The sequence below is a fragment of the Microvirga alba genome, from assembly GCF_015694465.1.
In the GTDB taxonomy this organism is placed as follows: domain Bacteria; phylum Pseudomonadota; class Alphaproteobacteria; order Rhizobiales; family Beijerinckiaceae; genus Microvirga; species Microvirga alba.
Genome location: NZ_JADQDO010000009.1, coordinates 196,068 through 210,116, shown reverse-complemented (window position 1 = coordinate 210,116; position 14,049 = coordinate 196,068). Strand labels below are relative to the sequence as shown.

The 14,049-nt window shown below is 63.1% G+C and carries 14 protein-coding genes; 6 read left to right on the top strand and 8 right to left on the bottom strand.

The genetic code is table 11. The annotated features are described in order from the left end of the window. Positions 1-149: 149 nt before the first annotated feature. On the top strand, positions 150-329 hold the full coding sequence (locus tag I2H38_RS17060; RefSeq protein WP_196273082.1) for a hypothetical protein: 180 nt from the start codon (positions 150-152) through the stop codon (positions 327-329). Here I2H38_RS17060 and I2H38_RS17055 read toward each other — a convergent pair. After that, positions 272-2,197 (bottom strand): glycosyltransferase family 2 protein, encoded by a 1,926-nt coding sequence (locus I2H38_RS17055; RefSeq protein ID WP_196273062.1) that lies wholly within the window; start codon positions 2,195-2,197, stop codon positions 272-274. The genes I2H38_RS17060 and I2H38_RS17055 overlap by 58 nt on opposite strands. Before the next feature lie 120 nt (positions 2,198-2,317). Here I2H38_RS17055 and I2H38_RS17050 point away from each other — a divergent pair, with 120 nt between their 5' ends. Continuing rightward, positions 2,318-3,118, top strand: a complete 801-nt coding sequence (locus tag I2H38_RS17050) for a transporter substrate-binding domain-containing protein (RefSeq protein WP_229426759.1) — start codon at positions 2,318-2,320, stop codon at positions 3,116-3,118. Positions 3,119-3,250: 132 nt separating this feature from the next. Beyond that, positions 3,251-4,984, top strand: coding sequence for a lysine--tRNA ligase (locus I2H38_RS17045; RefSeq protein WP_196273060.1), 1,734 nt, complete (start codon positions 3,251-3,253; stop codon positions 4,982-4,984). 2 nt (positions 4,985-4,986) lie between these two features. On the opposite strand, the gene I2H38_RS17040 is transcribed toward I2H38_RS17045, so the two are convergent. Beyond that, the gene (locus I2H38_RS17040; RefSeq protein WP_196273059.1) at positions 4,987-5,619 is read right to left on the bottom strand and encodes a S24 family peptidase; all 633 of its coding nucleotides are present in this window, start codon (positions 5,617-5,619) and stop codon (positions 4,987-4,989) included. Positions 5,620-5,777: 158 nt separating this feature from the next. Between I2H38_RS17040 and I2H38_RS17035 the strand changes: the two genes are divergently transcribed. Together I2H38_RS17035 and I2H38_RS17030 are read left to right on the top strand one after the other, a co-directional pair. Continuing rightward, positions 5,778-6,122, top strand: coding sequence for a DUF952 domain-containing protein (locus I2H38_RS17035; protein ID WP_196273058.1), 345 nt, complete (start codon positions 5,778-5,780; stop codon positions 6,120-6,122). After that, on the top strand, positions 6,119-7,204 hold the full coding sequence (locus I2H38_RS17030) for a quinone-dependent dihydroorotate dehydrogenase (protein ID WP_196273057.1): 1,086 nt from the start codon (positions 6,119-6,121) through the stop codon (positions 7,202-7,204). The genes I2H38_RS17035 and I2H38_RS17030 overlap by 4 nt, the downstream gene beginning before the upstream one ends. Here the strand turns inward: I2H38_RS17030 and I2H38_RS17025 are convergent. Further along, the gene (locus tag I2H38_RS17025) at positions 7,201-8,538 is read right to left on the bottom strand and encodes an MATE family efflux transporter (RefSeq protein WP_196273056.1); all 1,338 of its coding nucleotides are present in this window, start codon (positions 8,536-8,538) and stop codon (positions 7,201-7,203) included. The two genes, I2H38_RS17030 and I2H38_RS17025, sit on opposite strands and share 4 nt — an antisense overlap. An 11-nt stretch (positions 8,539-8,549) precedes the next feature. Beyond that, positions 8,550-8,810, bottom strand: coding sequence for a DUF6460 domain-containing protein (locus tag I2H38_RS17020; protein WP_196273055.1), 261 nt, complete (start codon positions 8,808-8,810; stop codon positions 8,550-8,552). Between the two features lie 100 nt (positions 8,811-8,910). Here I2H38_RS17020 and I2H38_RS17015 point away from each other — a divergent pair, with 100 nt between their 5' ends. Further along, on the top strand, positions 8,911-9,852 hold the full coding sequence (locus I2H38_RS17015; protein ID WP_196273054.1) for an alpha/beta hydrolase: 942 nt from the start codon (positions 8,911-8,913) through the stop codon (positions 9,850-9,852). Here I2H38_RS17015 and I2H38_RS17010 read toward each other — a convergent pair. The 4 genes from I2H38_RS17010 to I2H38_RS16995 all read right to left on the bottom strand — a co-directional run bounded on the left by I2H38_RS17010 (position 9,849) and on the right by I2H38_RS16995 (position 13,887). Next, a complete protein-coding gene (locus tag I2H38_RS17010; protein ID WP_196273053.1) occupies positions 9,849-10,559 on the bottom strand; it encodes a response regulator in 711 nt (236 codons plus the stop codon). The two genes, I2H38_RS17015 and I2H38_RS17010, sit on opposite strands and share 4 nt — an antisense overlap. Positions 10,560-10,631: 72 nt before the next feature. Beyond that, the gene (locus I2H38_RS17005) at positions 10,632-11,084 is read right to left on the bottom strand and encodes a secondary thiamine-phosphate synthase enzyme YjbQ (RefSeq protein ID WP_196273081.1); all 453 of its coding nucleotides are present in this window, start codon (positions 11,082-11,084) and stop codon (positions 10,632-10,634) included. A gap of 2 nt (positions 11,085-11,086) precedes the next feature. Continuing rightward, on the bottom strand, positions 11,087-12,835 hold the full coding sequence (locus I2H38_RS17000) for a cisplatin damage response ATP-dependent DNA ligase (protein WP_196273052.1): 1,749 nt from the start codon (positions 12,833-12,835) through the stop codon (positions 11,087-11,089). Continuing rightward, on the bottom strand, positions 12,832-13,887 hold the full coding sequence (locus I2H38_RS16995; protein ID WP_196273051.1) for a ligase-associated DNA damage response exonuclease: 1,056 nt from the start codon (positions 13,885-13,887) through the stop codon (positions 12,832-12,834). Before I2H38_RS16995 ends, I2H38_RS17000 begins: the two co-directional genes overlap by 4 nt. Positions 13,888-14,049 lie beyond the last annotated feature (162 nt).

Genomic DNA, 14,049 nt, shown 5'->3' with positions numbered 1-14,049 from the left:
GCGCCCCGGTGAATAACCGCGGCGCTTTTTGCGTTCAATGCACGCCAAAACACAGGCCGTGAACGACGAAGAAAGACCTGACACGCCCCCGGGCCTTTTGCCACGCCTCAACCGAGCCTATGATAGGCGCCGTCGAAGACAGGTGGCGGATGAAACTGGCAAGCGAACAGCCGACCCGGCAAGGGCCGCAGACGGAGGCACGGATCGGCGCCCTGTTGATCGCGGCCGCGATCCTCTGCCTCGTCGCCGCCGGCGGTCTTCTGTGGTGGCGCTATGGCGGCGCCGTCTTCAACGACATGGTCATCTCCGCCTTCGCCTGGTGCTTCTGACCCCGACCCGTCCGCGACGTGCGCGCCAAGCCGTGACTCGTCTTGTGCCAGAAAACAGGCGCCGTCGTCAGTTCCCATAACGCGCGCCATGCCGCGACGCTGACGAGCCCGTAGTACAGCGGAAGAACCAGCACCCACGGCAACAGCCGCAACAGACGCCGCCGTCGCAGCGCCACACACGCCGGAACGACGATGGCCCCAAGCCCCAGCACGAAAAGCGTCCGGCTCCCCGCAAGCCACGCCAAACCCCACGCCTCCCCCACAACATCACCAGGACCCATCAAAAAATACAGACACGTGAAAAACGGATAAAATAGCGAACTCAGCACGGTCCCGAGCGTGACGACGAGGGCTCCATAGAAGCGCCAGACGCCGAGCTGCGAAAGCGTTGAAACGGGCGCTCGCGAATGGCTGATGCAAGTCTGCATGAACCCTTTCATCCAACGGGTCCGCTGGTTCATCCAGGCTCCAAGCGTGCTCGGCGCCTCTTCCAGAGTGGAGGAGGGAAGGTCCACGACGCTGTAGCCGAGCCGTGCCAGGCGAATGCCGAGATCTGCATCTTCGGTCACATTCCACGCGTCCCAGCCTCCCATGTCCCGGAGCGCCGCGGTGCGGAAATGGTTCGACGTGCCGCCGAGCGGGATCGGGCATCCGATCTCGGCGAGACCTGGATTGAGCACATCGAACAAAGCGGCGTATTCGATGGTGAAGAGCCGCGTCAGCCAACTATCGTCCGTATTGTCGATCGTCAGCCGCGCCTGAAGGCAAACGACATTCCGGGGCAGGGCGGCGAAGGACGCGACGGCCAAACGCAATTGTCCGGGGTCTGGCACATCTTCCGCGTCGTAGACGGCTGTGTAAACTCCGCGCGCCAGGGGCAGAGCGACATTGAGAGCGCGCGGTTTCGTGCGCGGATGTCCCGGCGGAGCGACGATCACCTCGATGCATCCCGGCAACTCCGTCGCAGTGAGGGCCGTAGCCGTTTCATCGTCGTCAGCCTCGAGCACGAGTTTGATGTCGAGCTTGGTCATTGGATAGTCGAGGCGCGTCAAAGCCGCGATGAGGTGAGATGCGACGCGCTTCTCCCGGTAGAGCGCAACGATGATCGTATAGATCGGCAGAGCGGCGTCATCGATCCGCCGAGGGATAGTGACGGGCTCGACGGGATTGTGCAGCAACGAAGCCGCAAGACGCACCACGACCATGCCAAGGAAAAGCAGGCTCATGCCTGCGGCGATACCGGCAAGCACGGATTCAGGCGCCAGGGTTCCGGCAAAGGAGGCCAGCATGGTCATGGTCGCCAAGCTGGCGATCTGCGGGACGGTGACGCCATCGCGGCTCGAGAGCCCTGGGGCGCTGTTGGGAAGTGCGTTCGCCGCGTGATCGGCGATGGCCCTTGCGTGAACCCGAAAGACCGCTTTCGTGAAAAGCGACGGCGTCGTGATGGCGAGGCGACCATGAGGGGCACGCCGGCTTTTGAGCAGAGGAGCGAGGGAGAGGCCGCGAGGTGCGAGAACGTAGCCGCCGGCCGGCCCCGCGAGCGGCGCAACTCCAGCCCGGATGCTGTCGGGATAGCGGGCCTCGGTGGATAGTCGCGGTGCGGACAGGAAAGGCACCGACAATTCTTCGGCGAGCGCGCGATAGAATTCCGTCTCGCTGATGAGGTTGTATTTCAGCAGAAATTCGTTGACCGGCGTCCCGGCGAACTCCGCTAGTACCGTGGCGTCCCGCAGATTGTCCGAGGAATAGCCGCGTCCGGCGAGAAAGCCGATCTCGATCGGGAGCGCGGAGTGGCTGTCGGTTGACGGCGGTCCGCCCTCCGCTAGACCCTGATTGGTAGGCAGGGTTGGTTCCCGAGAATTGTGCAAGGCAGCCTTCAAAAGGTGTCATTCATCACAATGCGAAACACTATTTCAGTCGTTGCGTGCTTTCTGCGGGAGATCAAGTCCCTACGAAGGAATGAATTCATAGGAATTGTCCTCGCCGCTATGCTCGTCAGCGCTCCGGGAGGGGGGAGTGCGCAGGGAGTAGCAATCCCCAATTTCTGGGATCCGAGCGTGCAGCTCGATCGGCCCGACCTGACTGGCCTTCGCACCGTTCGGTTTCTGATCGATGATGACTTCCCTCCGCTCCATTTCGCAGCGTTAGATACCAATCCGACAGGATTTTCCGTGGAGCTGGCTCGTGCGGCCTGCGAACGTTTGGGCCTGACCTGCACCATTCAGGTCCGCCGCTTTGACACCTTGCTCGACGCCTTGGCCGACAAGCAGGGCGATGTGGTCGCCGCTGCGATCCCCTTGACCGCGAGCCTTCGGCAGCGTTTTGCCGTCACGGCGCCGTACTTCAAGTTTCCCGCCCGGTTCGTCGTCCGAAAGGACCGCGATCTGCCCGCGCCCACCGGCACGGCCTTGAAAGGAAAAACCGTCGGGATCATCGGCGGCACGGCCCACGAGGCCTTCGCCAAGGCGTTCATGCAGATGGCAGCGCTGAAATCATTCCCTGAGCTCCGGGCGGCCCAGACGGCTCTGAAAGACGGAGACATCGACTATCTTTTCGCCGATGGCCTTGGCCTTGCGCTCTGGGTGGGAGGGGAGGACGCAGGCGGCTGCTGCGATTTCTCGGGCGGTCCCTATCTGGAGAGCCGGTTTTTCGGCGAGGGCATCGGGTTCGTCGTTCGCAAGGATGACGAAACCTTGCGCCGGGCCTTCGACTATGCCCTGCAGCAGCTCTGGAAAGAGGGCAAATACGCCGAGCTTTATCTGCGCTTCTTCCCGATCAGCCCCTTCTAAGTGGAAAGGTTGCAAGCTGCGGCATTGCATCCGCCCGATTGCCTCGTTTGGACACGATCTTGTTGGAAAACCGGATTCCCCTTTGCCGGATCATGCTTTAGTGTGCCGCGCTTCCCTAACCTGTCTGGTCTCATGTCCCAAAAGCTGTCCCTCGACCCCGCCCTCATCGAAGCTGCCCAAACCGCCACCGCCTGGCCTTTCGAGGAGGCGCGCAAGCTTGTCGAGCGGCTGAAACGGACGGGGAAGAAAGAGGCGTTGTTCGAGACCGGCTACGGTCCCTCGGGATTGCCGCATATCGGCACCTTCGGCGAGGTGGCGCGCACGAGCATGGTGCGGCATGCCTTCCGCGTTCTGACCGGCGACACCATTCCGACCCGGCTTTTCGCCTTCTCGGACGACATGGACGGCCTGCGTAAAGTGCCGGACAACGTTCCGAACAAGGAACTCCTGACCTCCGCTCTTGGCAAGGCTCTCACGCAGGTGCCGGATCCGTTCGGCAAATACGAAAGCTTCGCTCACCACAACAATGCACGCCTGCGCGAATTCCTCGACGCCTTCGGCTTCGACTACGAGTTCAAGTCGGCGACCGAGTGCTACAAGTCAGGGCTCTTCGATAAGGCGCTGCTAACGGTGCTCGAGCGTTACGACGCGGTGATGGCCATCATGCTGCCTTCGCTGCGCGAGGAGCGCCAGCAATCCTACTCGCCGTTCCTGCCGATCCACCCGAAGACCGGCATCGTGATGCAGGTGCCGATCGACGAGCGCAAGCTCGACGCCGGCACCATCGTCTGGCGCGATCCGGAAACCGGCGAGCGTTTTGAGACGCCGGTCACGGGCGGCCATGCGAAGCTGCAATGGAAGCCCGACTGGGCCATGCGCTGGGTCGCGCTCGGGGTCGATTACGAAATGGCGGGCAAGGATCTGATCGACAGCGTGAAGCTGTCCGGTGAAATCGCCAAGGCGCTTGGCGGGTTGCCGCCGGAAGGTTTCAATTACGAGCTCTTCCTCGATGAGAAGGGTCAGAAGATCTCGAAGTCGAAGGGCAACGGCCTCACCATCGACGAGTGGTTGAACTACGGCACCTCCGACAGTCTCGCGCTGTTCATGTACAACAAGCCGCGCGAGGCAAAGAAGCTGCATTTCGACGTGATCCCGCGGCAGGTCGACGATTATCTCACCTTCCTCGAGAAATATCCGGCGCAGGACATCAAGGCGCGTCTCATCAACCCGGTCTGGCATCTGCATGCGGGCCATCCGCCCGCGCCGGAACTGGTGTCGTCGAGCGGGGCCAATCAGCCCGGGACGACGATTTCGTTCTCCATGCTGCTCAACCTTGTCGCGGTGGCGAATTCGGAAGATCCGGCTGTGCTGTGGGGCTTCATCCGCCGCTATGCGCCGGGCGTTTCGCCGGAGACGCATCCGCGCCTCGACAGTCTCGTGAAGCGCGCGGTGCGTTACTTCGAAGACTTCGTGAAGCCGCAGAAGACCTATCGCTTGCCGGATGAGGTGGAGGCCGCGTCCTTGCGCCGCTTGGAGGAGGTGCTGGCCTCCTTCGAAGCGGATGATCGCCCGGCGACGGCAGAGGCGATCCAGGACGAGATCTACAATGTCGGCCGCGCTGAGCCGCGCTATCAGGACTTCAAGGCGAAGGGCGCGACGCCTGAGCGTCCGGGCGTCTCGATCGAGTGGTTCAATACGATCTATCAGGTGCTGCTGGGCGAACAACGCGGGCCGCGCTTTGGCTCCTTCGCAGCGCTCTACGGCGTGAAGGAGACCCGGGCGCTGATCGAAAAGGCGCTGTCAGGCAGGCTCGTGCAGGAGCACGAGGCGTTCCTGAAAGCGAGAGAGACCGGGCGCGCGGCGTAAATCTACTGGCGCGCCCACATCACTCTGGCGACCCACGAGACCTCTTCCGCGGGGATCGTCCGATCCTCGTGGTCCTTGTTGAGGGATGCGAGTTCCAAGGTCTTGGCCGACCGGCGCTTCAGCTCCTTGGCCATGACCTCCCCACCCGTGGTGCGGACCACCACACGGTCGCCTTTGCGCATACTCGCAGTCGGCGACACGATGAGGATTTCGCCGTCGCGATAAAGCGGGGCCATGGAATCCCCGGAAACTTCAAGCGCGAACACCTTCTCCTGGCCGAAATCGGGAAAATCGATCTCGTCCCAGCCCGGTCCCTCGGCGGGTAATCCCTCCTCATTGAAGAGCTTGCCCGACCCCGCCTGGGCGAGGCCGATGAGGGGGATCATGGAGCGGCGCAGCGATCCCGATGGCTCGACGAGGCGCAGGAAATCCTCAAGCGTCGCGCCGGTGGCACGCAAAATCTTGGCGATCGATTCCGTCGAGGGCCAGCGATCCCGGCCCTCGGGACTTGTACGCTTCGATTTGTTGAAGCTCGTCGCGTCGAGACCGGCCTTGCGAGCCAGCCCCGATGCGGTCATGCCGTGGCGTGCGGCTAATGCATCGATAGCAGCCCAAACGCGGTCGTGAGACAACATGTTATGAACCTTCGCAGGATGCGAAAAACGTCCTGAAACCGAAACTATGACTAGGAATTAAGGTTGTTCTATGACTCCGGCAAGCGCTCTCATTTGCCGCGACAACACGCCCATATTCCTGTTGCTCCCCGCCAAACACCCGTCTACTCAGCCTGGCTATGCAAATTATCTACAAAATCTGCCCTGAAACCCTGTGGCGGGACGCTGAAACGAGCGGTGTCTTTGCTGGAGCACCCATCGATATTCAAGATGGGTACCTCCATTTTTCAACGGGAAAACAGGTGCATGAAACTGCCGCGCGACATTTTGCCCGTCAGGATCGGCTCCTCTTGATCGCGATTGACGCCGACATGCTTGGAGACGCGCTGCGATACGAGGCGTCCCGGGGCGGAGATCTGTTTCCGCATCTCTATGGAACGCTTTCCCTCGCCGCTGTGCTGTGGGTGAAACCGCTTCCCCTCGGGGCTGACGGTCGTCATACTTTTCCGGAGCTTGCGCCATGATCGGCAACCTATTCCCGCTGGCGAAGTCCGTCCTGCACGCGCTCGATCCCGAGACGGCGCATCAGTTGACGATCAAGGGGCTGTCGCTTTTGCCGGTGAGCGCTCCGCCGAAGGACGATGGCCGCCTTGCGGTCGATTGCTTCGGTCGGCATTTCCCGAACCCCGTCGGTCTCGCGGCAGGTCTCGACAAGCAATGCGAGGTGCCCGATCAACTCCTGTCGCTCGGCTTCGGCTTCGTCGAACTGGGCGGCGTAGTGCCGAAACCGCAGCCGGGAAATCCGCGCCCGCGTCTTTTCCGGCTGACGCGGGATGAGGCGATCATCAATCGCTTCGGTCTCAACAGCGAAGGCCTCGATGCCGCGCGGCAGCGTCTTCTTCAGCGCCGGGGCCGCCCCGGAATCGTCGGCGTCAATATCGGAGCCAACAAGGACTCGGCGGATCGCGTTGGCGACTATGCCCTGTGCATCGAGCAGCTTTGCGGGCTGGTCGATTTCCTCACCATCAACGTGTCCTCGCCGAACACGCCGGGCCTGCGCGATCTGCAAGGCGAGGCTTTCCTCGACGATCTATTGGGCCGCTGCATCGAGGCGCGCGACAAGGCCGATCAGGGACGCGCGAGAACGATCATCCTTTTGAAGATCGCTCCCGACATTTCGCTTGAAACGCTCGATGCCATCGTGGCGACCGCCTTGAAACGCGGCATCGACGGATTGACCGTTTCCAACACGACGGTCGCGCGGCCGGAAAGCTTGAAGGAAAAGACACTCGCTGCGGAGACTGGCGGACTGTCCGGAAAGCCGCTGTTCGTGCCCTCCACCAAGATCCTCGCCGAGACTTTCCTGCGCGTGGAGCGCAAGATTCCACTCATCGGTGTCGGCGGCGTCGATTCAGCGGAAGCCGCGTGGGCGAAGATCCGGGCCGGCGCCAACCTGGTGCAGCTTTATTCCGCCATGGTCTACAAGGGGCCCGGTCTGGTCAACGACATCAAGAGCGGTTTGCTGCGCATTCTGGAACGCGAGGGAACCACGCTTGCGAAGGCCGTGGGACGTGACGCCGCAGCCATCGCGCAGGGGCGGTTTTAGGAAGCGACGGGAAAAGTCCGCCGCGTCAGCCGCGCGCAAAGAACTGCTTGGCCGATGCCTCGCGTGCCCAGAAACACCAGCATCGCCGTCCACAAGGCGGCGTTGCCGAGGCCGCTGGCCGCGAAAAGGATCAGCGTGAATGCCGCAAACGCGATCAGCATGAGATCGCGCATGGCCTTTGTCCAGGTTGCACCGGTATAGATGCCGTCGAAGGCGAAGGCGACAGCTCCGACCACGGGCGCCAGGGCGGCGTAGACGAGATAGTCGCGCGCATAGACGCGGACCTCCGGGTTGGTCGTTACGAAATCGATAAAGGGCCCGCCGCCGATGAGGAAGAGCACGGTGACGGCAAGGCCGAAGCCGACGCTCCAACCGAGGCTCAAGGAGATGGAGCGGCGAAAACCGCGCTCGTCGCGTGCGCCGACGCTCTGACCGCAGAGGGTCTCCGCCGCTGTCGCGAACCCGTCGAGGAAATAGCCGCCGATCAAGAACATGTTGTAGAGCACCGCGTTCGCGGCGAGCGTCACGTCGCCGGAGCGGGCGCCCAGCGCGCTGAAAATTGCGAAGACGAGGATCAGCGCCACGTTGCGTATCATGATGTCGCGGTTGACCGCCATGGTCTGGATCATCGCCGGGCGGTTGAGAACCTCCTTCAGCGTGACCGCGAAAGGGTTCGAGCCGAGCCGGCGCAGCACCACGATGCCGAGGCCGACGCCGATCACTTCCGAGATCGCTGTGCCGATGGCCGCTCCCGCGACGCCATAGTCGAAGACCAGAACGAGCGTCGCTGTCAGCGCGATGTTGGCCAGATTGATCGCAACCTGCAAAAACAGGCCGAGATCCGTGCGGCCCCGCCCGAGGGTCGAGCCGAGGATGACGTAATTGGCGAGCGCGAACGGCGCAGACCAGATGCGCAGGAAGAAGTAGGTGGACAAAGCCCCCGTGACCGCCTCGCTTGCGCCGACCAAGGGGAAGGCAAAGCGCGCGATCGGCCATTGCAGCAGAACCAGCAGAAGGCCGGTCACGACCGCGACAAGGAGGGCGCGGGACAGCGTGCAATCGACCTGATGAGCGTCACCCGCCCCGGTCGCCTGCGCGGTCAGGCCAGCGGTCGCCATGCGCAGCGATCCGAAACTCCAGAACACGAAGTCGAAAATCACGGCTCCGAGCGCCACCGCGCCGAGCAGATGCGCTTCTCCGAGCCGCCCGATCACCGTCGCATCGACAAGGCCGAGCAGCGGTGTCGTCACGTGGGACAGGGTCATCGGCAGGGCCAACATCAGCATGCGCCGATGGGTAATCTCGATCCTGCGGAGCGGGTTGGAGCCGTGCATGTCGAATATTTCTACCGTTGGCCCAAAAGGCGGGTGAGCAGCCAAAGCGGGACGACGATGATCGCGCCATAGACGACCCAGAGGCCGACCTGCTTCACCGTCTCCAGGCTGAGGTTCAAGAGGGAGCGGACCCAATTGAAGATGCCCTCGACGAGCCCGAAGGGCGTCAGGCCGAGAAAGGCCATGAAGGCCCCGACAAGAAGAGACAGGAAGATCAGCTTGGCGAGAACCGAGCCAGGCGATCCACCGAGAAACCGGTTCATGTTGGGCATAAGCTCGTCCTTGTCCTTATCGAAGGGTTGGCTGGACCTTGGCGTTTGCGTGTGCTTCATCGCAAGGGCCGACGATGAACGCAACTATATTGAGTCTGGAATGATCGACCCCGCACTCTTCGACCCGTCCGCCATCAGCGATGAGATCCGCGCCCAAAACGTCGATATCGTGGCGAAGCTCTCAAGCCTGCCGGATCAGTGGTCAGTGCCGCCCGCTGTTGTGCGCGAGCGCCGCCGGCAAGGCTTGGGGCCCTTCCCGCTGATGCCGACGAGCGCGCGGGCAAAAGTTATCACCATCGACGGCCCCGCCGGGCCGATTCCCTTGCGGATCATCGCGCCCGACAATCCGCGCGGCGTCTATTTCCATATCCATGGCGGCGGCTGGACCTTCGGCACGGCCGACGAGCAGGACCCCTGGCTCGAACGCCTGGCCGAACGTTGCGGCCTTGCCGTCGTATCGGTCGAATACCGGGTCGCCCCCGAGGACCCGTATCCTGCCGCGCCAGATGATTGCGAGGCGGCGGCCCTCTGGTTGGTCCGGGAGGCCCAGAGCCGTTTTGGAACCTCGCGGCTGTTCATCGGCGGTGAATCGGCAGGGGCTCACCTGTCCGCCGTGACCATCCTGCGCCTGCGCGACAAGCACGGTCTCAAGCCCTTCCGGGGCGCGAACCTCTTCGCCGGATGCTACGACCTCACCATGACGCCGAGCGTGGCGCGCTGGGGCAGCGAGAAGCTGATCCTCAACACCCGCGACATTCGCATTTTCACCGACAATTTCTGCGGTCCCGAGGCCGACCGGCGCAGCCCCGACATCTCGCCGCTCTACGCGGATTTGGCAGGCCTGCCGCCAGCGCTGTTTTCCGTTGGCACGAGGGACTTGCTGATCGACGATACGCTGTTCATGGCGTCCCGATGGGTGTCGGTCGGAAACAAGGCCGAGCTCGCGGTCTGGCCGGGCGGCTGCCACGTCTTCATTCGCTTCGACAGCGCCCTGTCGGAGCAGGCCCTGTCGCGAATCGATCGGTTTATAGAAGCGCTTTAATCGGCGCTGGCGGGGGAGGGGCGCTGGGTCACGCCGATCTTGGCGGCGGCGATCACCGCCTGCGTGCGGCTGTCGACGCCGAGCTTGTCGAGAATGGCCGAGACATGGGCTTTCACGGTCGCCTCGGAGACGCTGAGCTCATAGGCGATCTGCTTGTTGAGCAGACCCTCGGAGAGCATGGTCAGAACGCGGACCTGCTGCGGGGTGAGCGTCCCCAGGCGGCGTACCAGATCGGCGGTTTCCTTGTCCTCGGTGGCGCTGAGGTCCACGTCCGGCGGGGTCCAGGTGTCGCCTGCGAGAACGGCGCCGATAGCGCCGCCGATGCTGTCAATATCAACCGATTTGGGAATGAAGCCCGAAGCGCCGAATTCCATGGCGCGGCGGATGACCGTCGGCTCCTCGTTGGCCGATACGATGACCACCGGAAGCTCGGGATGCTGCGCCCTGAGCGACAGGAGACCGGAAAAGCCCTGAACACCCGGCATCGTCAGGTCGAGGAGGATGAGATCGACGTCCCGTTCCTGGCCGAGCGTGGTGTTCAGCTCGTCCATGCCGTTAGCCTCGACCACACGCGCCTTCGGCATCACGGAGGCGATGGCTTGCCTCAAAGCGCCGCGAAACAACGGATGGTCGTCGGCAATCACGATCGTGGCGGTTTGACTTTGCACTCGGTCTTCTCCCACGCAGCCCCAAAGCCTTAGCCGCATCCTTAATCAAATAGCAAGGGAGGGATGAGGGCCATGAACATTCTACGTGCAACTGTAAGGAGCATGGCCATCTCAGGCTCCGATGAGATGAAAAATGATCTCGCGGCGATGCGGGGCATCCCGGTGCTCGACGAGAAAAAGCCCTTGCCAGGTCCCGAGAACCATCTGGCCCTCCATGACCGGAATGCCGATGCTGACGCCGCTCAGCATGGTCCGGACATGGGAGGGCATGTCATCGGGTCCCTCGAGGGTGTGGATATAATCGGCGTCCCGCGGTGCCAGGCGGTCGAAGGCGGTGAGAAGGTCCTGCCGGACATCCGGGTCCGCATTCTCCTGAATCAGGAGCGAAGCCGAGGTATGCCGGCAATACACCGTCAGGAGGCCGTGCAGGATGCCGGTGCTGAAGACCCAGCGGGAAACGGCCTCGGTGATCTCGGTAAAGCCTTGTCCCTTCGTTTCCACGACAAGCCGCCCGTTCACCTGTTGTGTCACGCTGCCCTCGGTGAGGGTTTCCACGGACAGCATCGTCATGGTTCCTGGCCCTCCGTTTGCTGGCTCCTGAACGGATGAATTTCCTTCTCGCCCCGTGCGAGGATCTTTTCCAGGGTCTCGATCCGGTCCGCTTCCGCGGGAGGCTTGTCCCAGCGAATGCGGTTGATCCGGGGAAACCGCATGGCGACGCCGGATTTATGCCTGGTCGAGCGTTGCAATCCTTCGAATGCGACTTCCAGCACGAGGCCGCGATCCTTGCCGTACTCCACTTCCCGCACCGGCCCGAAACGATTGACCGTATGGTTGCGGACATAGCGGTCGAGTTTCATCAATTCCTCGTCCGTGAAACCATGATAAGCCTTGCCGACCGGTACCAGTTCCTCGCCGTCCGGGCCGTCGCGCCAGACGCCGAAAGTATAGTCCGAGTAGAAGGAGGATCGCTTCCCGTGCCCGCGCTGGCCATACATCATGACGGCATCGACGAGATACGGATCGCGCTTCCATTTGTACCAGTAGCCCTTCGGCCGACCGGGGAGATACGGGCTGTCCGCCCGCTTGATCATGCAACCTTCGATCGCGTCCGTATCGATACCCGCGCCGATGGAAGCCGGGTCGGAGCGCGCGGCGGCCAGCCCGTCCCATGAGGTGAAGGGGACCATGGGTGAGAGATCGATGCGCGGGTCGCCTAAGCGGGCGACGAACGCTTCGAGCCGCTCGCGGCGCGCCAGGAAGGGCAGGTCGCGCAGGTCCTCCTCGCCCTCGGTGAGAATGTCGTAGACGCGAAGATGCGCGGGAAACTCGGTCATGAGTTTCGCGGTGACGGTTTTGCGGTTCAGGCGCTGCTGCAACACGTTGAAGCTCTGCACGCGGCCGTCGCGCACGATCAGCAATTCGCCGTCGAGGGCTGCTTCGAATTCGAGCGCGTCCAGGAGGTCGGGGAAGGCGCGGGAGACATCCTCTCCGGTGCGGGAATAGATGCGTCGCACCAGCCGCCCATCGGCCGCCTTTCCGGAGACGGCTTGAAGACGGATGCCGTCCCACTTCCATTCGCCGATGAAATCGGCAGCCTCGAGCTTCGCAATATCTTCATCCTCGAGCGGATGCGCCAGCATGGGCGGGCGAAAGGGGGCCGGATTGCCGGATTCAGGTCTTCCGGCCCGGCCCTCGACCCACGCGAAAAGGTCTTCATAAGGCGCTTCGAGGCCGTGCCAGATCAACTCGATCTCGTCGGGCTCGATCTGCCCAAGCTGCGCGACAGCGGTTTTCGCAAGCCGAGCCGACACGCCGACGCGCAATTCGCGCGTGATCAGTTTCAACAGTGCCCATCGCCCGGTTTCGTCGAGCGCATCGAGCCAGGAGGCGACCCGGGCGGGCAGGTCGCTCTTGCCTGTGGTGGAGAGAGCCTCAACCACCTCGGTGATCGTCGGGATGGGAGTGTTGTGGCCGAGACCGGGCGCAGCGGGCTCTCCTCCCCCTTGCGGGGGGGAGTTGGAGATGGAGGGGATCGCGCGAGGCGTCGGCCAGATCAGCGCCGCCGTCTCCGCGAGATCGCCGACATAGTGGTACGACATGCGAAAGAGAACCGGATCGGTCCGCTCCTCCACGAGGCCGCGGATCAAGCCGGGCTTCGCCTCCTTGAACATGAGCGCATTGGTGAGAGCAGCGAGCGCATAGCCGCGATCAGGATCTGGTGTATGACGAAAGTAATCGACCAGCAGCCGAAGCTTGGCGTTGCGGCGGGGTTCATAGACAAGGCGGTCGAGGAGCGCGGCGAAGCGGTTCATGCGGTCCCTCCCGCCTCTTCCCTCGCGGGCTGGGCCTCTTCCCCCTCACCCTCGTCGCCATAGCCCAGCATGTGCAGCGGCCGCGCTGCGATGCCGTGCGTCCGGCACCAATGGACCAGGGCGTCCTCCTGGCCATGCGTGACCCACACCTCGCCTGCGCCGGTCTCGTGGATGGTGCGGCAGAGGTCGTCCCAGTCGGCATGGTCCGAGATCACGAGCGGCAGCTCCACGCCCCTTTGTCGGGCGCGGGCGCGCACGCGCATCCACCCGGAGGCGAAACAGGTCACAGGATCGGGGAAGCGGCGGGACCAGAGGTCCTGGATGGAGGAGGGTGGGCAGATCACGATGGCGCCCGCAAGCTCAGACCGTTCCGCTGCCGCGACCTTCGGCGTTTCGCCAAGCGGGATGCCCTCGCTTTTATAGAGCTCCGTCAGGCGCTCCATCGCGCCGTGAAGATAAATCGGCTCGTCGTAACCCTCCTCCCGGAGCATCCCCATGACGCGTTGCGCCTTGCCGAGAGCGTAGGCGCCGACGATATGGGTGCGCTCGGGGAACAGCGCGACTGAATGGAGAAGTTTTCGCACCTCGTCCTGCGCGGCGGGATGGCGGAAGACCGGCAGGCCGAAAGTCGCCTCCGTGATGAAGACGTCGCAGGGCACGACTTCGTAAGAAAGGCAGGTCGGGTCCCTCTCGCGCTTGTAGTCGCCGGACACCACGATCCGGGTGCCGCCTGCCTCGATGACGATTTGGGCCGAGCCCAGGACGTGCCCCGCCGGGGTAAAGCGCACGATCACATCGCCGAAGCGGATGCTTTCGCCGAGAACGGCACCTTGAGTCGATCCGGCAAAACCCTTGCCGTAACGCTCGCCCATGATCAGCAGCGTCTCCCGCGTCGCGAGGACCGATTGATGGCCGGCTCGAGCATGGTCCGAATGGCCGTGGGTGATCAGCGCACGCTTCACGGAGCGGACGGGGTCGATGTGGAAATCGCCGAGGGGGCAATAGAGCCCCTGCGGGGTCAGGGTCAGAATGTCGGTGGAACGCAGCGCCATGGAGTCAAAATATAGGATGAATGGCACCGATTGCAGTGCAGGGGCCGATCGGCGTCCGGACCTGTCATGGCCATGCCTCGTGAGGACGTCGCCGAGGTCGACGCTGGCGCCTACGCCCAATTGCAGCATTGACACCTTGTTTCGTGTGCCGCATTGCGAGGG

What these genes read in the sequence shown, in the direction of transcription:
- I2H38_RS17060 (WP_196273082.1), top strand. Translation starts at nt 150, where the DNA reads ATGAAACTGGCAAGCGAACAGCCGACCCGGCAAGGGCCGCAGACGGAG.
- I2H38_RS17050 (WP_229426759.1), top strand. Translation starts at nt 2,318, where the DNA reads ATGCTCGTCAGCGCTCCGGGAGGGGGGAGTGCGCAGGGAGTAGCAATC.
- I2H38_RS17045 (WP_196273060.1), top strand. Translation starts at nt 3,251, where the DNA reads ATGTCCCAAAAGCTGTCCCTCGACCCCGCCCTCATCGAAGCTGCCCAA.
- I2H38_RS17040 (WP_196273059.1), bottom strand. Translation starts at nt 5,619, where the DNA reads ATGTTGTCTCACGACCGCGTTTGGGCTGCTATCGATGCATTAGCCGCA.
- I2H38_RS17035 (WP_196273058.1), top strand. Translation starts at nt 5,778, where the DNA reads ATGCAAATTATCTACAAAATCTGCCCTGAAACCCTGTGGCGGGACGCT.
- I2H38_RS17030 (WP_196273057.1), top strand. Translation starts at nt 6,119, where the DNA reads ATGATCGGCAACCTATTCCCGCTGGCGAAGTCCGTCCTGCACGCGCTC.
- I2H38_RS17025 (WP_196273056.1), bottom strand. Translation starts at nt 8,538, where the DNA reads ATGCACGGCTCCAACCCGCTCCGCAGGATCGAGATTACCCATCGGCGC.
- I2H38_RS17020 (WP_196273055.1), bottom strand. Translation starts at nt 8,810, where the DNA reads ATGCCCAACATGAACCGGTTTCTCGGTGGATCGCCTGGCTCGGTTCTC.
- I2H38_RS17015 (WP_196273054.1), top strand. Translation starts at nt 8,911, where the DNA reads ATGATCGACCCCGCACTCTTCGACCCGTCCGCCATCAGCGATGAGATC.
- I2H38_RS17010 (WP_196273053.1), bottom strand. Translation starts at nt 10,559, where the DNA reads ATGCGGCTAAGGCTTTGGGGCTGCGTGGGAGAAGACCGAGTGCAAAGT.
- I2H38_RS17005 (WP_196273081.1), bottom strand. Translation starts at nt 11,084, where the DNA reads ATGCTGTCCGTGGAAACCCTCACCGAGGGCAGCGTGACACAACAGGTG.
- I2H38_RS17000 (WP_196273052.1), bottom strand. Translation starts at nt 12,835, where the DNA reads ATGAACCGCTTCGCCGCGCTCCTCGACCGCCTTGTCTATGAACCCCGC.
- I2H38_RS16995 (WP_196273051.1), bottom strand. Translation starts at nt 13,887, where the DNA reads ATGGCGCTGCGTTCCACCGACATTCTGACCCTGACCCCGCAGGGGCTC.